This is a genomic window from Methylobacter sp., assembly GCF_023227905.1.
Lineage (GTDB): Bacteria > Pseudomonadota > Gammaproteobacteria > Methylococcales > Methylomonadaceae > Methylobacter_A.
Genome location: NZ_JALOCF010000005.1, coordinates 120,801 through 140,377 on the forward strand (window position 1 = coordinate 120,801; position 19,577 = coordinate 140,377).

12 protein-coding genes are annotated in these 19,577 nt (G+C 47.5%); 7 read left to right on the top strand and 5 right to left on the bottom strand.

The window, feature by feature from the left end; translation table 11 throughout:
- Nucleotides 1–10: 10 nt before the first annotated feature.
- Nucleotides 11–3,514, bottom strand: coding sequence for an EAL domain-containing protein (locus M0R47_RS03620; RefSeq protein ID WP_292550436.1), 3,504 nt, complete (start codon nucleotides 3,512–3,514; stop codon nucleotides 11–13).
- A 225-nt stretch (nucleotides 3,515–3,739) separates the two neighbouring features.
- Between M0R47_RS03620 and M0R47_RS03625 the strand changes: the two genes are divergently transcribed.
- From M0R47_RS03625 to M0R47_RS03640, 4 genes are all read left to right on the top strand, one after another.
- Nucleotides 3,740–4,747 carry a DUF475 domain-containing protein gene (locus M0R47_RS03625; RefSeq protein ID WP_292550439.1) on the top strand — a complete coding sequence of 336 codons (1,008 nt, stop codon included), beginning with the start codon at nucleotides 3,740–3,742 and terminating at the stop codon, nucleotides 4,745–4,747.
- Nucleotides 4,748–4,942: 195 nt separating this feature from the next.
- Nucleotides 4,943–6,385 carry an ATP-binding protein gene (locus M0R47_RS03630; protein WP_292550441.1) on the top strand — a complete coding sequence of 481 codons (1,443 nt, stop codon included), beginning with the start codon at nucleotides 4,943–4,945 and terminating at the stop codon, nucleotides 6,383–6,385.
- Nucleotides 6,382–7,074, top strand: coding sequence for a response regulator (locus M0R47_RS03635; protein WP_292550443.1), 693 nt, complete (start codon nucleotides 6,382–6,384; stop codon nucleotides 7,072–7,074). Before M0R47_RS03630 ends, M0R47_RS03635 begins: the two co-directional genes overlap by 4 nt.
- 113 nt (nucleotides 7,075–7,187) lie before the next feature.
- Nucleotides 7,188–7,529, top strand: coding sequence for a hypothetical protein (locus M0R47_RS03640; protein ID WP_292550446.1), 342 nt, complete (start codon nucleotides 7,188–7,190; stop codon nucleotides 7,527–7,529).
- 146 nt (nucleotides 7,530–7,675) lie between these two features.
- Here M0R47_RS03640 and M0R47_RS03645 read toward each other — a convergent pair whose 3' ends face one another.
- The 4 genes from M0R47_RS03645 to M0R47_RS03660 all read right to left on the bottom strand — a co-directional run bounded on the left by M0R47_RS03645 (nucleotide 7,676) and on the right by M0R47_RS03660 (nucleotide 14,615).
- Nucleotides 7,676–8,620, bottom strand: a complete 945-nt coding sequence (locus M0R47_RS03645) for a TIM44-like domain-containing protein (protein ID WP_292550449.1) — start codon at nucleotides 8,618–8,620, stop codon at nucleotides 7,676–7,678.
- A 266-nt stretch (nucleotides 8,621–8,886) separates the two neighbouring features.
- Nucleotides 8,887–10,320: an efflux transporter outer membrane subunit gene (locus M0R47_RS03650; protein ID WP_292550451.1), complete on the bottom strand. Its 1,434-nt coding sequence runs from the start codon at nucleotides 10,318–10,320 to the stop codon at nucleotides 8,887–8,889.
- Nucleotides 10,321–10,326: 6 nt separating this feature from the next.
- Complete coding sequence (locus M0R47_RS03655) at nucleotides 10,327–13,485, bottom strand: efflux RND transporter permease subunit (RefSeq protein ID WP_292550454.1); 3,159 nt, start codon at nucleotides 13,483–13,485, stop codon at nucleotides 10,327–10,329.
- Nucleotides 13,486–13,493: 8 nt separating this feature from the next.
- A complete protein-coding gene (locus M0R47_RS03660) occupies nucleotides 13,494–14,615 on the bottom strand; it encodes an efflux RND transporter periplasmic adaptor subunit (protein WP_292550456.1) in 1,122 nt (373 codons plus the stop codon).
- A 257-nt stretch (nucleotides 14,616–14,872) separates the two neighbouring features.
- Between M0R47_RS03660 and M0R47_RS03665 the strand changes: the two genes are divergently transcribed.
- The 3 genes from M0R47_RS03665 to M0R47_RS03675 are packed head-to-tail and all read left to right on the top strand — an operon-like array spanning nucleotide 14,873 to nucleotide 19,056.
- Nucleotides 14,873–16,348, top strand: coding sequence for an ATP-binding protein (locus M0R47_RS03665; protein ID WP_292550459.1), 1,476 nt, complete (start codon nucleotides 14,873–14,875; stop codon nucleotides 16,346–16,348).
- Nucleotides 16,345–17,697, top strand: coding sequence for a sigma-54 dependent transcriptional regulator (locus M0R47_RS03670; RefSeq protein ID WP_292550461.1), 1,353 nt, complete (start codon nucleotides 16,345–16,347; stop codon nucleotides 17,695–17,697). The genes M0R47_RS03665 and M0R47_RS03670 overlap by 4 nt, the downstream gene beginning before the upstream one ends.
- Nucleotides 17,698–17,742: 45 nt before the next feature.
- Entirely contained in the window at nucleotides 17,743–19,056 is a 1,314-nt protein-coding gene (locus M0R47_RS03675) for a hemolysin family protein (RefSeq protein ID WP_292550463.1), read from the top strand.
- Nucleotides 19,057–19,577: the final 521 nt, after the last annotated feature.

Here is a 19,577-nt window from a genome sequence, read left to right on the forward strand (position 1 = left end):
TGGGAACGGATTATATTTGAGGTTCATGCTGTCGATGGGATATTTTCCATTCTGCCGGGTCTTCCCAATCCTGTACCCAAGCGGCAAGCTCAGAGGCCGGCATGGGTTTGGCAATGCCGTAGCCTTGCGCCTGGTGACAGCCCATATGCAAAAGGGCGATGCCGTGCTCGATCGATTCCACGCCCTCGGCAATGACTTCCCGCCGGAAAGATTCAGCCAAACCGATAACGCCTTGCACGATGGCTAAATCATCTTCATCTTCCAGCATATTGCGCACGAAAGTCTGGTCGATTTTAAGCGTTTCCGCCGGCAGATGTTTGAGGTAGCTCAGCGATGAATAGCCGGTCCCGAAATCATCCAGCGCAAACTGTACGCCCAGTTTTTGGCAGTCTTTAATAACCTGGGATGTCAGCGATAAGTCAATTAACGACTGGGTTTCCAGTATCTCCAGTTCAAAATGAGCCGGTTTGATGGAGGGGTGACGTTCAAATGCAAAATAGAGTTGCAGCACAAAATCGTCCGATTGCAGCGATCGGGCGGTAATATTGACGCTGATTTTGAGTTGTAAGCCCAAACTTTGCCAGTGATGCATATGTTGCAATGCCTTGTCGATAACCCAGGCATCGAGCCGGGCTACAATGTCGTGATTTTCAAGCAGCGGCAAAAACTCGCAGGGCATGACCAGGCCGCGTTCAGGGTGCCGCCAGCGTATCAATGCTTCCGCTCCCAACACTATGCCTCGCTGCATGTCGACTTTGGGCTGGAAGAACAGTTCGAATTCCTCGTTTTCAAGTGCCTGTTCAATACGGTTTAGCGTCTCGCGATGCGAATGAAGCTGACGGTCCAGCTCCAGGTTGTAAATATGAAAGCAGTTTTTGCCCTCCTGTTTGGCCTGATACATGGCCTGGTCGGCGTGCCGTAACAGCGTGTCCGGGTCGGTGTTATCTTCGGGAAAAATACTAATGCCGATACTGGCGGATACCGAGACTGTCTGGTTTTTCAAGATAACAGGCCTTCTGATGACTTCCAGCAAACGATGCAAGGTGGCTTCGCAGTCTTCAACTTTGTGCAGTCCCAGCAATAAAAACACAAATTCATCTCCACCTAAACGGGCGATAGTATCGCCTTCGCGCAGCGAGTTTTTAATGCGCAGGGCAATTTCTATCAGCAGCTGGTCGCCCGCTTCATGGCCCAGCCGATCGTTGACCGGTTTAAAGCCGTCCAGGTCAAGATAGCCTACCGCCATTAAACAGTTATCGCGTTTGGTTTGGGCGAAGGCAAGATGCATGTGATCCGCAAATAGAATACGGTTGGGCACCCCGGTAAGAGGATCGTAGTGAGCCATCAGCTCCAGCTTGCGTTCTTGCGCTTTAAGCTGGGTGATATCAGAAGATGTGCCGATGTAATGCGTTATTTTACCCTGCTGATCGGCAACCGCGGAAATGGTCAGCCATTCGGCAAAGATTTCCCCGCCTTTCCTGCGGTTCCAAACTTCGCCACGCCAGTAGCCTTGCCGGTCGATTGTTTGCCACATGTTTTCATAAAAATTGGTATCGTGAAGGCCCGACTTAAGCAAACTTGGCTTTTTGCCCAACACCTCGTCTCGCGAATATCCCGTTATGCTGCTGAATGCCGGGTTCATATCGATAATATTGCGCTTGGCATCGGTAATCAGGATGCCTTCCTGGGTATTTTCAAAAACGCTGGCGGCCATGCGCTGTTCTTCTTCAATCTGTTTTCGCCTGCTGATTTCGCGCCGTAAACGCATATTCCAGGAGACAATAAAAGCCAGCAGCAATAATGCCGCTGCTGAATAGAACAGAACGGTTTCGGTTTTTACACCGGGTTCGTATTTCAGACTCATCCAGCGGTTCTGGATGGCGTCTTTTTCAGATTGAGGAATGCTGGCCAGCGATTTGGCAAGCAGGCTGGCCAGTTCAGGATTAGCCTTGGTGGCGGCCATACTGTGGTAATTTTTGTAATTGGTATCGCCGGAAAAACTGAGATTCAGCATGCCTCCCTTTTTAATCGCATAGTGTGCCGAAGCGGCATCGCCGATATAGGCATCCACTTTGTCGCTACTGACCATAGCCAGCGCATCGTGAATATTCTCGGCGAGAACCAGCTTTATTTCAGGATGGTCACGCATGAGCAGTTCCTGCATGAAGTAGCCTTTTTCCAGCGTCACCTGCTTTCCGTTGAGCCGGTTCAGCGAACTGATAAATCCGCTGCTGTTATCGCTGATAATGATGGCAGGGGTTTGCAGATAGGGTTCCGTGAAAATTAAATACTGCTGGCGCTCAGGCGTTTTATTGGCATTGGACAGCATATCCAATTTTCCCTGCTGCGCCATCTTCAGTATTTCAGCCCAGGGTTTATCCTTTATTACCTCAAGCTTTACGCCTAGCCGTTGCTCAATCAAAGCAATATATTCCGCGCTCAGGCCGACATAATTGCCTTTGGCATCGATCCATTCGTACGGCGCAAAATCCCGGTCAACACCTACGCGAATAACCGGATGCGCTTGCAGCCAGGCCTGCTCCTCCGGGGTGAAATTAACGAGGCCGGAGTTTGCCTGTCCGTAAACAAAGCCATTCAGGTGATCCGTTGACGTTATCAGGCCCAGTTGCCGATAAGTATCGGCAATGCGTTGAAAGCGCTTGATGTCGGAATGACCGATTGGAACCGTCTCCGGTAAAATCATCTTTACCGTTTCCTGAGCCTCAAAGCGCAAGTGATCGGCAGATAGCCGATTGTTGGGATTGTACTTGCTGAGAATGATTCCGATCAGTTCGTCCTGATGTTTGAGCGCATAATCCCAGCCTTTGAGTGAAGCGCGAAGGAAACGCCGAACCCTGTCCGGGTGTCGGCTTATTTCCTGTTCCGTGGTGAACAGGTTATCGCTCAAGAAATCCACGCCGTAGTTGCGGGGATTGATGATGTTGATTTCGACGCCTTTCTTTTTGAAATAATCAATCTGGTCGGTCAGGTAACCGACCATCGCATCCGTTTTGCCTTTGATCAGGTCATCGGGGTTGAAGGAGTTGCCCAAATGAGTAAATTCACCGGTAGAAACGCCTGCTTCATAAAGCATGGTAAGCAGCGGCGCATTGTCGTAAGGATCCTCCATGACCCGTTTGCCCTTAAGCTCGTAAGGGCTGACTATGCCGGAGTTCTTTAAGGTGAGATAGACCAGCGGGCTGTGTTGAAAAATAGAAGCCAGAACCACTACCGGCTTGCCGACAAGCCGTTGTTCCAGCAGGCCGGTATCGGCTACGCCGTATTGAGATTCGTCTTTTAGAACTTGCTCAATGTTGTTGATGCCGGAAATACGTTCACGGATAGTGACGTCCAGGTTTTCTTCGGCGTAAAAACCTTTTTCCTTGGCCGCATAATAGCCGGCGAACTGGAATGAATGTAACCACTTGAGTTGCAACGAGACCTGTTCGACAGGCTGTGCAAGTTCCGCCAATAAAGGTGGTGAACAAAGTGCCAGATATAATAAACCAGCCAACCGGAACAAAGACATAGGCATCAGTGTGTTAAAACTTGTAATTCTAGCATTTTGGTACCGGGAGTATGGTTGTAATTTAATGATTACGAATTTTAAAAGTAACGCGGGAGATTATCGAAAAGCATTATTGGCAAAGCATCGCCCGGACTTTTATAAATATTGATTTTAAATCAAATACCCCTATAGTTCCCTGATAAAAAATAACTAACCTTTAGAGAGTATTATATGCAACATTTTCGTCTTTCTTTTTTCGTCACCGCAGTCTGTTTGGGAGCAGCATTTTATTGGGGAGGAATAATGGGGGTTTTTATCGCCGCTATTCTGGGTGTCCTCGAAGTCAGTCTATCATTTGACAATGCGGTTGTTAACGCATCAATTTTAAAGCGCATGGATGACCGTTGGCAGAAGTACTTTTTGACCTGGGGAATTTTGATTGCCGTTTTCGGTATGCGCTTGCTGTTTCCCATCGTCATTGTATCGGCGGCTACCGGCATCGACTTTATGGGCGTCACCGAGATGGCGTTAAAAGACACCGCGACTTATGCCAGGCATTTAGAAGAGTCGCATGTTCAAATTGCGGCTTTTGGCGGCATGTTCCTGCTGATGGTGTTTTATTCGTTCATTTTTGACGAAACCAGGGAACTGCACTGGCTGGGTTATATAGAAAGAAAAATGTCCTCGTTCGGCAAGCTTGAAGCGATTGGAATCATCATGGCCTTAGGACCGCTGTTAATCATCCAAAACTACCTGCCTGAGGAAATCCGGTTGGACGTACTGGTTGCCGGCATCACAGGCGTCATTTTATATGTGATCGTGGACAGTTTGGCGACTTTGTTTGAGTCTGAAGAAGAGGGCGAAGAAGTGGTTGCCGTGCTTAAAAAGAGCGGCCTGATGAGCTTCATTTATCTTGAAGTGCTGGATGCGTCGTTTTCATTCGACGGCGTGATTGGCGCGTTTGCGATTACTCAGGATGTGGTCATTATTATGCTGGGTTTGGCTATCGGCGCGATGTTTGTGCGAAGCCTGACGGTCTATCTGGTGCGGAAAGGCACGCTGGATGAATATGTGTTTCTGGAGCATGGCGCCCATTACGCCATTGGCGTGCTGGCGGGCATTATGCTAGTCAGCATAACCCATCATATCCCTGAGGTTATCACTGGCTTGACGGGAGCTTTACTGATAGCGCTATCGGTGATTTCGTCTATCCGTTACAGAAAGAAGCAGGCAGTCTGATCTTCAGCTTCAACCACAAAAAACACGAAGTCCGGCTAAAGCCGGACTTCGTGATAAAAGCTTCGCCAAAACTGCCCGGCACAACTCCAGAGACGGTCTGTCTCAACTATATAAATACCCCGCCTTCCAGCCTTATCTTCATAATTCTTGCACATTTATTGATAATAATACGCTATCTGTTAGGTGGGTATAGCCATGCATAAAACAATTCGAGCCAAGTTATTTTTAACTTTCCTGCTGACAACGCTTCTTGTCGTTTTAGGGATGTATATTTTCATGCGCTGGTCTTTAAACCGGGGTTTCAATGAATTTATCGAAACACGGCAGCAGGAACAAGTCAGCAACCTGGTTGAAGAGCTTGGCGAATACTATGCAACCAACCAGGGCTGGAGCGGTTTGGCCGGCGATAAGCGAAAATGGATTGATTTATTGTGGCAATCCAATCCTCACCGATCTCACCGGCCGCCCGTATGGCTTATGCAAGCGCGAAGGGAAACCGATAATAGTTGGCCGCCGGCATTGCCTGAGCCGCATCCTAAAAAGCATTTCCTCCCTCTTGAAATGCGCGCGATGCTGTTGAACGCCGATAAGACGATTATTTTCGGGCGTCAAGACGCTTTGCCACAATTATCCCTGCAACCTATCCTTTATCAAGAAAAAACTGTCGGTTTTCTTGGACTCCTGCCCGGCAAGGCCGTCAATCAGGACAGCGAAATCCGCTTTATGGAACGCCAGTCCGAATCCTTTATCTGGATTGCCCTGTTAATGATTGTTTTGTCCGCCGCCCTTGCCTTGTTACTGGCTTACATATTGGGACGGCCGCTCAAGCGCATTACCACAGCGGCCAAGGCGCTTGCGGTGGGGCGTTATGATCTTCGCCTGCCGGTCGAGTCTAAAGATGAGCTGGGAGAGTTGGCGCGTGACTTTAACGATATGGCCGCCGCCCTGGAACAGTCGGAACAGGCAAGGCGGCGCTGGGTGGCGGATATTTCCCATGAACTACGCACGCCTTTAGCCGTATTGCGCGGCGAACTGGAAGCCTTGCAGGACGGCATAAGGCCCTTGACCCGCGATGCAATCGATTCCCTGTTCGGCGATGTGATGCGGCTTAATCGCTTAACGGAAGATCTTTATCAATTATCCTTGTCCGATCAAGGCGCGTTAAGTTATCGCAAAGTTCACGTTGATCCGGTAGCCATATTAAAAGAAAATCTGGCGGCGTTAAAACCGGAATTTCAAAGCAAACAAATTGCTATTAAATTGACGAATCACTTGACCGGCCCGGTCAGTATTTACGCCGATCCGGACCGCTTATCCCAGCTTTACCGAAACCTGCTTAACAACAGCAATAACTACACCGACAGCAACGGCGAGCTGGACATTACTGTTTTTCGGATGGGCGATAAACTGGTGCTCGATTTTTCCGACAGCGAACCGGGCGTACCCGAACACGAACTTCCCAAATTGTTCGACCGTTTTTATCGCGTGGAAAGCTCGCGCAACCGCCATCATGGCGGTGCCGGTCTGGGTTTGGCGATATGCACTAATATTGTCGAAGCGCATGACGGCACGATACAAGCGCAACCATCGCCTTTGCAAGGGCTGACCATCCGCATTGAATTACCGATTAGCTCATGAGCCATATCCTGATTGTAGAAGATGAGTTAAAACTGGCCCGCCTGCAAGCGGATTACCTGCAAAATGCCGGTTTTGGCACCGATTGCTTGAGCAATGGCTTGGAAGTGTTGCCGTGGCTTAAAGCCAATCACACCGATTTGATATTACTGGATTTAATGTTGCCCGGCCGCGACGGCCTGGATATTTGCCGTGAACTTAGAAGTTTCAGTGCCGTGCCGATTATCATGGTAACGGCGCGTATTGAAGAAATAGATCGCCTGCTTGGCCTGGAACTGGGAGCCGACGACTATATTTGCAAGCCGTTCAGCCCTCGCGAAATGGTCGCGCGCGTTAAAGCCGTGCTGCGGCGATTGCAAACACAAACAGTCGATGCGGCGGTCGGCGCCTTGAAATTGAAGCTGGACCCCCACAGTTTCCGGGTATCTGCCGAGGGACGCGAAGCCGAATTAACCCTGGTCGAATTTCAACTGCTGCAGGTCCTGTATCAGCAACCCGGACGCATCTTTTCCCGTTCAAAATTAATGGACCTGATTTATCAGGATCAACGCATAGTTTCTGACCGGACCATCGACAGCCACATCAAAAAACTGAGGAAAAAACTGGCCGATATATTGCCGGGCCAGGAACTGGTTCATTCGGTTTATGGCGCAGGCTATCGCTACGATCCACAGGATAAAGTCGGTGATTGAAAGTTTCACAATGTTTGCACATTGTCTTCAAATTGTTTGCGCTTTTCATCGTTAAAGTAAGCTCCAAGAACAGAAAATCACTGTTCTGCAACCCCTAACCAATGAGAGCAATCATGAACAAAAAAATCATAACCATCGCACTGGCTTTAGCCCTTCCTTTAACCGTTGCCGCAGCTTCCGGCGACAAAGGCGATTTTGAGGGTCATCATGGCCACAGAGTCGAACGTATGGCCAAAACGCTGGATTTAAACGCCGAGCAAAAAAGCAAAGTGGAAGTCATCTTCAAAGAACAGCATGAAAAACTCAAAGCCATCCATGAAGAAACCCAAGCACGTCTACAGGAAGTTCTTACCAAAGAACAAATCACAAAAATGGATGAAATGAAAAAACAACGCCACGAAAAATGGCAAAAGAAACATCAAGAAGGTCAAAAAGCGCCCGAAGAAAAGAAGTAATTTTGTAACTATTCGGTGCGAAGCTCAAAACTCCCTCTCCTGACGGAGAGGGTAGGGCGAGGAGAATCAAAATTTTTAACTTTCCAATTGATTGGGTTGCAATTTCCGCAACCCAATCAATCTACGGACTTTGCAGTGAAACCGAATTACTCTGCTAATTGCTGAATGCCATCCAGATACCATTTGGGCTGGATGCTGACTTTCGGTTTAATAAAATGCCAGACTTCCCGGACTTGCGCAGCCTGGGCGTTGCTGTCTTCACGCATGATGGAATCGAACAGCACCACGGCTTCAAGTTCCGAACCGACTTCCCTGACTTCCAGTAGTTCCGCTTCCAGCTTAAGTACTTCGGTGCGGTTTTCGATAGTCAAGGCTTTGAGCTGATCCTGAATATCGGCAAATACTTTATCCGTTGTCAAACCCCTGATTTCGGCAAGATCGCGATCATCCCAGGCTTTTTGCAGATTGGTAAACGCTATCTTGGCGCCGTCCAGAAAGGCCTTTTGGTCAAAATCAGCCGGAACGGCCGCCGCAGTACCAAAGTTAGCGTTCTGTTGTACGGGTTGACTCAATGGCTCGGATGAGCCGGTATTGTTTTTGTTGCCGAACAGAATATCCGTATTAAAACCGGCCGGATCAGTCTGGTTTGATTGCGACTCCTGATAGTTGTTATCCGCTGTCCGGTTATAGACAGGCTGTTGCGCCGACCTCGCTTTTTTCGCAGCGAATAACTTGTAAAGTAAGAAGGCAATCCCGCCAAAAACAAGGAAATCCATAAAGTTAACGCCGTGAAAGCCGCCGCCGGCAAATAGCGAACCTAATAATCCCCCCAACGCCAAACCGCCCAGCATGCCCATTAAACCGCTGCGGTTAGGCATGGCGGGATTCGGCGCCTGGGTTGGCGTAGCTGCCTGCTGCTGGGCCGGGCGGGCGGGCGGGGTTACAGAGCGTTGGTACGGCGTGCTGTAGGAAGACCTGCCGCCAAAGGAGCTGCCGCCGCCGAAACGCTTGGCATCCGCGTCCGACATCACGCCAAAAGTTAAGGAAAGGCCTATCAATAAAGTAGCAATAATTCCGGTATATTTATTCATACACTCACAACATAAAATTAAGTTAAAGTTTATATATCATTGGGACGAAAGATTAAACAACAAGTCATTGATTATTTTTCGTATGGCATTGTATGTATGTTTTGCAACACTACCCACATTTCTTGTTAGGCGGATGCAAATTTGAAGCCTCCATTATGACAATGCGTTGCCATAATGGCCGTGTTTTCTCGATTATAAAATCGCAAAATAAAAGGCTACTTAAATCTGGAGCGTAAAGCACACGGTTGCGCAAAATTTTTACCCCCCTATCGCCATCCTCCTCCCAATGCCTTATAAACGTTTATTGTCGATATCCGTTGACGCTTGATAACATTGATTAATTCGAGATTGGACTGCAAGGCGCTCTGTTGTGCAATCAGTACCTCCAAGTAGCTTGCCCTGGCATATTTGAATAGCTCGTTTGATGTTTCAACGGACTGTTTCAACACATCGCTTTGTTGCTTTTTTAGGGCATTGATTTGTTGCAAATTCTGAATATTAGAGAGTTCATTCGCCACTTCAATGTAGCCGTTTAAAATTGTTTTCTGATAGTTATGCATTGCGGTCAACTGGTTCGCTTTTGCAGTGTTGAAGTGCGCTTTCAATGCATTCATATTGATCAGCGGTGCCACTAAAGTCCCCATCACGGAATAGGCGATTGAGGCGGGCGACGAAAATAGGAACTCGGGATTGAAGGCCTGAAAGCCGAAACTCGCGGTAATGTTAAAATTCGGATAAAACGCTGCCTTTGCCGCTTTCAAATCAAACTTGCTTGCCTCAATCTGAAATTCCGCTTCACGAACGTCAGGCCGGTTTGCCAGCAATTGCGAAGGCACGCCCGATGAAATTTGTTGCGGCATTTCTTTGAACAAGACTTCTTTTATTCGTTGAATGGGTTGCGGATAGCGACCCAGCAGGAAGTTAATTTTATTTTCGGTTTCGGTGATTTGTTGTAGCGTATTTTTTTCCAATATCCGGGTGCTGAGCAGTTGTGCTTTGAATTGTTGCACCGCTAATTCATTTGTCCTGCCGGCTTCTTTCTGCAATACGATGACATCCAACGCCTCCTGTTGTTTCAGGAGGGTCTGCCGGATAATTTCCAGTTCATTATCCAATGCCAACAGTTCGTTGTAGTAAATTGCCACATCGGCAACAAGATTTGAAATGACAAAGTTGGTGCCTTCAATGCTGGACAGATAGTGCGAAACCGCGGATTTGCGTTGGTTTCGCAACTTGCCCCAAATATCAACCTCCCAAGATGACTGTAACCCCACATAGTAATCGGGCAAATTTTCGGGCACGATTTGACCGGGTGTAATTTCAGTAGAGGCGTTTCCAGCCCCATCCATGGTGTAAAGCCCGAACTTGCGAATCCCGGCTCCTATATTCAGATCCACTTTCGGTAGCAGAGCGCCATTTGCCAATTTCACGCTTGAGCGGGACACCTCAATTCGCTGCAAGGCCATTTGCAAATCGATGTTGTTGCTTATGGCGGTATCGATCAACTTCTGCAAGTGCGTATCGGCAAAGTATTCACGCCAATTGATGTTTGCAATAGAACTGGCGGTGTTTTTTTGATTCCCGAAACTCGCAGGTACTTCCTTTTCCGGAATGGACAAGTTGGTGTTGAGTGTTCCGCAACCATTTAAGGATGCAATAAAAAGCGCAATAGTGGCGGTGTAATAAATTTTAGTCTTCATTAGCTGTTAAATAGTTTCCGTGAATGCAGCTTCTTCTTTTCTTCCGCCACGATGATGCTTATCAGCAATGGTTGCAAACACCACATATAACCCTGGGATAACGATAACCCCGAAAATTGTGCCAAAAATCATGCCCCCTGCTGCTGCCGAGCCAATAGTGTTGTTACCGATCTCGCCCGCACCCGAAGCAAACATTAACGGAATAAGTCCGGCAATAAATGCAAATGATGTCATTAAAATAGGGCGTAAACGCAGAGCGGCGCCTTCAATTGCCGCTTCAAACGGCGTATTTCCCTCCCTGTGTTTCAACGTGGCAAACTCAATGATCAGGATGGCGTTTTTGCCGAGGATGCCGATCAGCATAATCATCGCTATTTGCGCATAGATATTGTTTTCCAAGCCCATAATCATCAGTAAAAACAAGGCTCCGAAGATGCCGATCGGCAGCGACAGGATAACCGGCATGGGCATCAGGAAACTTTCATACTGTGCCGCAAGGAGCAGGTAAACGAATAACAGGCAAATCATAAAAATATAAACAGCCTGATTGCCCGCGTTGGCTTGGTCTCGTGACGACCCGGCCCAGTCGTAGCCGAACCCTTTCGGCAGTTTTTGTGCAGCCACGTCTTTGATTGCCGCAATGGCCTGCCCGCTGCTGTATCCTGAAGCAGGCTGTCCGTTGATCATGGCCGAGGTATACATGTTGTAGCGTGTCACCTGCTCCGGGCCATAGACTTTTTCAATGCGTAGAAAAGACGAAAAAGGCACCATTTTTCCTGCTTCATTTTTGATGTACAACTTCATCAGGTCGTCAGGTTGCGCCCGGTATTCGGGCAGCGCCTGCACCATGACTTTATACAACTGGCCGAAGCGGATAAAGTTGGTCGCATATTCACTGCCTATCAGTGTTTGCAGGGTGCTCATGGCATTCTCGGCAGTGATGCCTTTTTGCGCGGCTTTATCGCCGTCAATATGCAGCAGGAATTGCGGAAAACTCGCGTTGAAGGTGGTAAACGCATTGACTATTTCGGGCCGCTTGTTGAGTTCTTCTACAAAGGCTTCAGATACTTTCTGTAATTGCGCCAGATCGCCCTCACCGGTTTTGTCCAGTAAGCGCATTTCGAAGCCGCTTGAATTACCGTAACCCGGCACTGGCGGGGGGGTGAAAAATTCAATGCCGGCATCTTTGATATGCCGGGTTTTTTCTTCAAGCTCGCGGATAATCTCCTTGTCGGAGGCCGTTCTTTCATCCCAGTTTTTTAAGCTGATCAGATTCATGCCATAAACCGCGCCAGTGCCTTCAGAGAGCAGACTGAACCCTGCCAGGCTGGAAACCGAAGTCACGCCATCCAAGCCCGATGCGATACGTTGCACTTCATTCGACACTTGCTCAGTACGCTCAAGGGTGGCTCCCGATGGTGCCGTAATATTGGCATATATAGTCCCTTGGTCTTCCTCGGGAATAAAACCCGCAGGAACCTTAGCCCCGATCAAGCCTGCGCCCACGGAAAACACCAGTAATATGCCAAAGGTTATAACCCTCCGGTTAGCTATCGCGCCGATCAGTTTTTTGTAGTTGTCGGACAGTTTGTTGTACCGGTTATTAAATCCCGTAAAGAAAAGCTGCAAGCCCGACTTTTTAGCGGATTCAGCGCTATGAATATTCTTGAGAAATACGGCACAAAGCGCTGGGGTCAATGTGAGTGCCGTGATCCCTGAGAGGACAATGGAAAAGGCCATAGTTAGAGAAAACTGCCGGTAAAAAACCCCCTCGGGGCCTTCCATAAAGGCTACCGGTAAAAAAACCGCCGCCATCACCAGGGTGATCGCAATAATCGCCCCGCTGATTTCACGCATGGCATGCTCCGTGGCGCGTTTCGGCCCCATGTGCGAATGCTCCATCTTGGCATGCACGGCTTCAATAACCACAATGGCGTTGTCCACGACGATACCAATGGCCAGCACCAACGCAAACAGCGTGATGAGGTTAAGGGAAAAACCCATTAACTGCATGAAGAAAAACGTGCCGACCAGCGACACCGGCACGGCAATAATGGGTATGATGGTGGAGCGAACATCCTGCAAAAATACAAACACCACCAAGGCAACCAACAGGAAAGCTTCTACTAACGTTTTGATAACTTCATGAATGGAAGCGTCCAAAAACTCGGAAACATCGTAGCTCAGGGTATAGTCCATGCCCGGAGGAAAGGAAGTTGCTTTGATCGCCGCCATGGTTGTTTTGATATTGTCAATTACCTCCTTGGCATTGCTGCCCGGACGCTGCTTTAACAAAATGGCGGCAGAGGGCTGGCCGTTTTCTTTGGAAAGAACATTATAATCCTGGGAATCGAATTCGACTTCGGCAATATCCTTCAGCCGCAAAATTTCGCCACTCTTGTTGCTGCTTAAGACAATGTTTTCATAGGCTTTCTTGGTATTATGTTTGCCTGTGTACTTTAAAACATATTGAAGCGCCTGCGCTTTCCTGCCCGAACTTTCACCGATTTTACCGGGCGCCGCCTCAACATTTTGCGCTTTCAGTTTTTCAATGACTTCAGCAGCCGAGATGTTGTACATCAACAGTTTATCGGGCTTCAACCACACGCGCATAGCGTATTCTCTGGACCCCAATATTTCGGCAAAACCAACCCCGTCTATTCTTTTGAGCTCTTTTAAGACATTGATATCGGTGAAGTTGTAAAGAAATTTTTCATCCAAGGTTGGATCCGAGCTGAGTATGTTGATATATAAAAGCATGGCGTTTTGCACTTTTTCGACAATAACCCCTGCTTTAATCGCCTCTGCAGGCAACTCATCCAATACCGAAGACACCCTGTTCTGCACGTTGACAGCGGCGACTTCCGGATCGGTTCCCGCCTTAAAAATAATCTGAATTTCGCCGCTGCCGTCATTGCCGGAAACAGACGACATATAGGCCATACCGGGTACGCCGTTTATAGCTCTTTCAAGCGGTGTTATTACAGCTTTGACAACAACTTCCGCGTTGGCGCCGGTAAATTTTGTAGTGACATTAACCTCGGGCGGGGCAATATCGGGAAACTGGGTGACAGGAAGCTGGGTTAAAGACAACAGGCCCATCAAGGTGATGATGACCGATATAACGATGGAGAGTACCGGACGATGAATAAATTTAACAGTCATGATGATACTTATCGCCTTGATAAATCTTTAGTGTTTAAAGACATGGCTTTTTCCAGATCGACAGGAACAGCATGAATTTTATTGCCATCTTTTGCATTCTCGGCGCCCTCGAACAGAATTTTGTCGTCTTTCGACAAACCCGATTCCACGGCATAAAAATCCGGGAAGCGCATTTTGGGGATGATGTTCCTTTGCTCAAGCACGCCTTCCTGATTGACCACGAAAACATAAAGCTTGTCTTGAATTTCAAAAGTCGATTTTTGAGGAATCAGCAAAGCATTTTTAAGCTGTTTGTTTACAATGACCTTGCCGTTTGAGCCATGTTTTAAAATGGCATCCGGGTTGGGGAAACGCGCCCTGAAAGCAATATTGCCGGTTGAGCGGTCGAATTCGCTTTCAATCATTTCTATTTTTCCCTCGTGGCCATAGAGAACATTATTGGCGAGTTTTAAGCTCACGGTTTTGGACTTTTGTTCTCCGTTGGAGATGTAGTTTAAGTAATCGACTTCTGACAAATTGAAATAGGCAAACACCTCTCGGTTATCAGAAATAGAGGTCAATACATCGCCTTCCGCTATTAAACTGCCGACCTTATTAGGGATGCGGTTGATAATGCCGTTGTACGGAGCTTTTATCTGTGAAAATGAAAGATGTAACGCGGCCTGCTCTTTATGCGCCAAAGCCTCTTCCACATCGGCTTTTAATGCATCTACTTTTGCTTTTATGACCTCAAGCTCCGTTTTGGAGACAATGTTTTTTTCTACCAGCAGCTTCACGTTTTTTAATTCGACTTCAGTTGCTTTCATATCGGCTATAGCATTTTTATAAGCCGCATTAGCTTTTTGCAGTTCTTTGTCGAATTCTAAAGCGTTAAGGGTAAAGAGCAGTTGCCCTTCCTTGACCGCCTGCCCCTCATCCACATGAATTTTTTCAATGTAGCCTTTGAGTTTGCTTCTTATCTCGACATACTTCACCGAGTGAATTTCGGCTACATATTCATGACTGTAGGCAGTGTTTTTTACCATGGGGCTTACGACCTCATGCTTATCGACTTTTTCAGCCTCTTTTTGGGAGTCGCACGATGCGGCGATGACGCACAAGGCAAGGAACAGTATTTGGCTAATTTTCATTTTGAGTCATTATGCTAATTAAGTTTTTGGCGTATGACGCCCGATTATCAGCAAAAAGCTGAGAGTAAATAAGCAAACGAGTTATTGGCGTCATGGCAGGTGGCTGGAAATTAATATTACTTAACTTACAGCAATAAATGGGCCAATATAGCCAATATGAAAAATACGTTATATTTCCTATGGTTAGATATTGCCTGGAACTTGCATTTTTGAATAAACGTTGTATTTTGCGACATACGGGTGCAGAATGCATCATTATGTCGCTCATCTATAAATTAACATTATCATTGTTTGCCTTATCCTTAGTGGTTTTTGGCATCTATGGAATCTATCAGCTTCGAACCGAGTCGCAGAATTTACGGGATGATGTTGAAAAAGAAACTCGCTTATTAGCCTACAGTTTGCTGGTTTCAGTCGAAAATGCCTTACGGGACCGGCAAATGGAAGATGTGCAAGAGCTATTGCAACAAATAGAGCACCTCAAACCTTCTATTGACGTACGTATCTACATTCAAAACCGGAACGTTATCCATTCCAATGCAGAAAGCTTGATATGGCCGGAAAAAGTAGAACAATCTCTATACCAGGCGGCACTTGACGGCGAAATAAAACAATTTTATTTTCCCGCCGATGAACCCGATTTCATGGTGTTGTCGCTGCCTTTTAACAAGGCTTCAACTGCCATGAAAGGCAATTTAGCCGTGGTGCGCTCACTGCAAAAAATGAAAGAGGATTTAAGTAAAACAAAAACATATATTCTTTGGTCTTTTTTTTCTTTCGTTGTATTTACCTCCCTGCTGTGTTTCTTTTTAGGCCACGTTTATATTTCCCGCCCGTTACAAGAGCTTCGCCAAGCCATGCTGGCTTTCAGGAACAGCCGGGAACCGCCGGAGCCCTTACCGGTAACCGGTAAGGACGAACTTTCTTCCGTGAGGCAAGAGTTTAATCGAATGACTGCCGAGTTATTTTCGGCTTATCGCCGATTGGACGCCGAAACGCAGCACAGGCGGCAACTGCAACGGGCGTTACAGAATGCCGATAAAATGATAACGATCGGCCAGTTATCGGCAGGATTAGCCCATGAAATCGGTTCGCCATTGCAAATCGTAAACGGCAGGGCGCGAGCACTGGCTGCCTGCGGAGAGGATAAAGAGGTGCATCGGATAGCCAATATCTTGGTCGAGCAAACTGACCGTATCACGCGCATTGTCCAGCGTCTGCTGGAGTTCGCGCCCCATCCTTCGCCGGAACCTATATTCTGCGATGTCATCCAGACGATAGCGGAAGTTATCGATATGCTCGATTATGAAGCACAGCGTCAAGGGGTAACTATGAACTTTACACACGCTGAATCATTGCCCTTGTTGTTGATCAACAAGGACGGTGTCCAACAGATCGTTTTAAACCTGTTGTCCAATGCCTTGGCATCCATCGCTGATACAGGCTCCATCCGTATCGATTTATCTAAGGACTCAATTGCTTATGCGGATAAGACAATGCCGGCGCTACGGCTAACCGTAACTGATACGGGAACAGGGATTGCGCCGGAACATCTGCCTTATCTTTTTGAACCGTACTTTACCACTCGCGGTAAAAAAGGCGGAACCGGCCTTGGCTTGGCCGTGGTCAAGACCTTAGTAACTGAAATGGACGGCAGCGTAGCCGTTGCCGAGGCAGAATCAGGCAAAGGCAGCCAATTCATTGTTCATTTACCGTGGAAGAACCGATCATGACTTTAGAGCAGGTTCGCCTTCTGGTGATTGATGACGATCCCGGCGTTGTTGATTATCTGTTCGACATGCTGCACCAAAAAGGCTATTCGGTCGCCGGATTCACACAAACCGACGCGGCGCTCAGCGCCATAGAAAAAGAACCGTTCGATCTTGTGATATCCGATGTGGCGATGCCCGGAATGCGCGGCCTGGAGTTGATGGCGGCTATTCACGCCAAACGGCCTGAACAGTTGGTATTGCTGATAACAGCCTTCGGCAGCATTGATTTAGCGATGCAAAGCATGCGCGCGGGCGCTTGCGATTTTTTAACCAAGCCTTTTCGCATCGAAGAACTTTACTCCGCAGTGGCCCGCGCGCTTGAAGACCGGCAAATGAGACGTACGGCGGTAAAAATTGGCTATACCGACGATAAAAAAGACGATACGAGCGTTTTTATAACTCATAGCGCCAGCATGCAGCAATTGATAAACATGGCAAAGCGGGCTGCGGCAGTAAATTCCACGGTACTTCTTACCGGCGAAAGCGGCACCGGCAAAAGCGCCGTGGCCCGTTGGATTCATGACAACAGCCCGAATCATCTGGGACCTTTTATCGCCGTTAACTGTGCCGCGTTGCCTCATAGCTTAGTGGAAAGCGAATTGTTCGGCGTTCGCAAGGGCGCCTTTACCGATGCCGGCACAGATAGGCCGGGGTTGTTTTTACAAGCCAATTCAGGAACATTATTTCTCGACGAAATCGCCGAGCTGCCTTTAGAAACCCAGCCAAAGCTGCTGCAAGCCTTGGAAACCGGGAAGATTCGCGCCCTGGGCGATACCAAAGAAACCGAGGTTAACGTTCGTTTGATTGCGGCTACCCATCAGCCGCTGGCGCAACGTGTCAACGACAAACTGTTTCGCGCCGACCTTTATCACCGGCTTAATGTAATCAATCTTGAAGTGCCGCCCTTAAGGGAACGAAAGGATGACATTGACGAGTTAGTTAAAGCATTAATCCGTACAATTTGCCTACGGGTTGGCAAACAAAGACCAATCAATATTTCGGTGGAAGTGATACGCTGGATCCGGGCTTACCATTGGCCGGGAAATGTTCGAGAACTCGCCAATACCTTAGAACGGGCTATCGTGCTTGCCGAACATGACACTCTCTTGATCGAAGATTTGGCGCAAGCGTCGAAAATTCCTGTCGACGATAAGAGTTTTCTGGAATTGGCAACGATGCAAGGATGGACATTAGAGGACATTCAGCAAGCTTATATCCGCCATGTTTTAGAAGTCACCGGCGGCAACAAAATCCAGGCAGCCCGGATACTCGGTTTAGACCGCAGCACCTTGTATCGTAAACTGGGATAATGCTTTCTTATTAAGAATTGTTTTCACACTGTTATTAAAGCTTTTATGAATTCAATGGAAGATTTTTACCTGAATATAGGCCTTATTCTGTTGTTGATATTGATCAATGGCGTGTTTTCCATGTCGGAAATGTCAGTGGTTTCATCAACCAAAGCACGGCTGCAAAAATTAATAGCAGAGCGGCGTCTGGGAGCCAAAGCCGCGCTTGCGCTCCACGAAAAGCCCACGCATTTCTTATCAACGGTACAAGTCGGCATTACTGCGGTTGGGATTTTGAGTGGAGCATTCGGTGAGAATGTGTTGCGGACACCTTTGTATGAGGAGATTTTGAAAGTGCCATTGCTGGAACCTTACGCAGAAACGTTGGCCTTGGTACTAACCGTGACAATCATTACTTATTTTTCGGTTGTGCTTGGCGAGCTTGTCCCAAAACAATTGGCTTTGCAAAACCCTGAAGGTATCGCTGCCACGATTGCAAAACCGATGCAGGGGCTTGCGTTATTGGTAAGTCCGTTGGTTTGGCTACTGTCCGCGTCAAGCCACTTTCTGCTCAGATTGTTAAGGCTCCACCGAACCCAAGAAACAACCGTAACGGATGAAGAAATTCGAATCATGATGGAAATGGGTTCCGAATCCGGCGTATTCCACGCGGATGAAAGCCAATTAGTCAATAAGGTGATGAAATTGGATGAAGTGCGCGTCGGGGCAATTATGGTGCCTCGACAAGACATTTATATGATCGACAGTTTGGAGGAGCCCGACAAGCAACGAAGTAAAATCGAAAACAGTCCTTATACCCAAATGGTTGTCTGTCGGGGCGGGTTTGAAAATGTGCTTGGGATTTTACATTGCAACGATTTGTTAAAAAGAATATTAAGCAATCCTGAGTTCAACATTGAAAACGAATTAAGACCGCCGTTTTATGTCCAGGAAACCATGACGCTTACGCATCTGCTCAGCCATTTCAGGGAAGCCCAATCCGATTTGGCATTGATTGTAGACGAGTATGGCGATATCGAAGGACTCGTAACCGCAATGGATGTATTCACTGCGATTGTTGGAGAACTTCCTTCCGTATCCTCTGAATCTTTGTTTGAAGTTACGCAACGCTCAGACGGTTCATGGCTGATTGATGGAGATATATCCATCAACCAGCTTAAATCAACCCTCGGAATGGCTGACCAATTTCCTGGCGAATCGAGCAATGAATACAACACATTAGCCGGAATGATTTTGTTTAATTTGGAAAGACTTCCCCAGTTGGCGGAAGTTTATGAAACAGAGGATTGGCGTTTTGAAATTGTTGACCTGGATGGTTCACGCATTGACAAAGTTTTAATCAGTCCAGTCCATAAATAATATTGAAAGTTCCCTTCAATATTATTTATGGATTGAAAATACGATTTTAAGATTTTTCAATCAGTATGATTATTCCGTTCTTTTCCTCTAAGCGGGTTAAAATTTGGCTTTCCCCATGAATGGCTTGGCAAGCCCGCATAATGCGCTAAACGAATGTCCAAGCCAAGCTGATCAGCAAGTAATTATTAGCTGATGTTACGCAGTTATTCGAAATTTAGACTGCATTAACATTTTTTATTAAAGTGTCGCTGCCGCGACGGTTTATTTTTAATCGGGTTCTCGCACCCGAGGGCGAGTTACTTTCTTTTGCTTCGCCAAAAGAAAGTAACCAAAGAAAAGGCGACCCGGTTGCCGCTTGCTTCTTGCGCTCCTCGCTTTTGCCGAGGGTCAGCAGAAGGGGCTCCTGCCCCTCTGCTGACGTGCGGCATCCATGCCGCACCCCTGGCGGGCTATTCTCGACAAAAGCTCCGGTGCTCGGCGCGGCATACGGGACAAAAATCATCCGTGCGTAACATCAGTTA

Bases quoted from the DNA above. Each gene is read 5' to 3' on its own strand.
- M0R47_RS03625 (WP_292550439.1), top strand. From the start codon at position 3,740: ATGCAACATTTTCGTCTTTCTTTTTTCGTCACCGCAGTCTGTTTGGGA.
- M0R47_RS03640 (WP_292550446.1), top strand. From the start codon at position 7,188: ATGAACAAAAAAATCATAACCATCGCACTGGCTTTAGCCCTTCCTTTA.
- M0R47_RS03650 (WP_292550451.1), bottom strand. From the start codon at position 10,320: ATGAAGACTAAAATTTATTACACCGCCACTATTGCGCTTTTTATTGCA.
- M0R47_RS03665 (WP_292550459.1), top strand. From the start codon at position 14,873: ATGTCGCTCATCTATAAATTAACATTATCATTGTTTGCCTTATCCTTA.
- M0R47_RS03660 (WP_292550456.1), bottom strand. From the start codon at position 14,615: ATGAAAATTAGCCAAATACTGTTCCTTGCCTTGTGCGTCATCGCCGCA.
- M0R47_RS03670 (WP_292550461.1), top strand. From the start codon at position 16,345: ATGACTTTAGAGCAGGTTCGCCTTCTGGTGATTGATGACGATCCCGGC.
- M0R47_RS03655 (WP_292550454.1), bottom strand. From the start codon at position 13,485: ATGACTGTTAAATTTATTCATCGTCCGGTACTCTCCATCGTTATATCG.
- M0R47_RS03675 (WP_292550463.1), top strand. From the start codon at position 17,743: ATGAATTCAATGGAAGATTTTTACCTGAATATAGGCCTTATTCTGTTG.
- M0R47_RS03645 (WP_292550449.1), bottom strand. From the start codon at position 8,620: ATGAATAAATATACCGGAATTATTGCTACTTTATTGATAGGCCTTTCC.
- M0R47_RS03635 (WP_292550443.1), top strand. From the start codon at position 6,382: ATGAGCCATATCCTGATTGTAGAAGATGAGTTAAAACTGGCCCGCCTG.
- M0R47_RS03630 (WP_292550441.1), top strand. From the start codon at position 4,943: ATGCATAAAACAATTCGAGCCAAGTTATTTTTAACTTTCCTGCTGACA.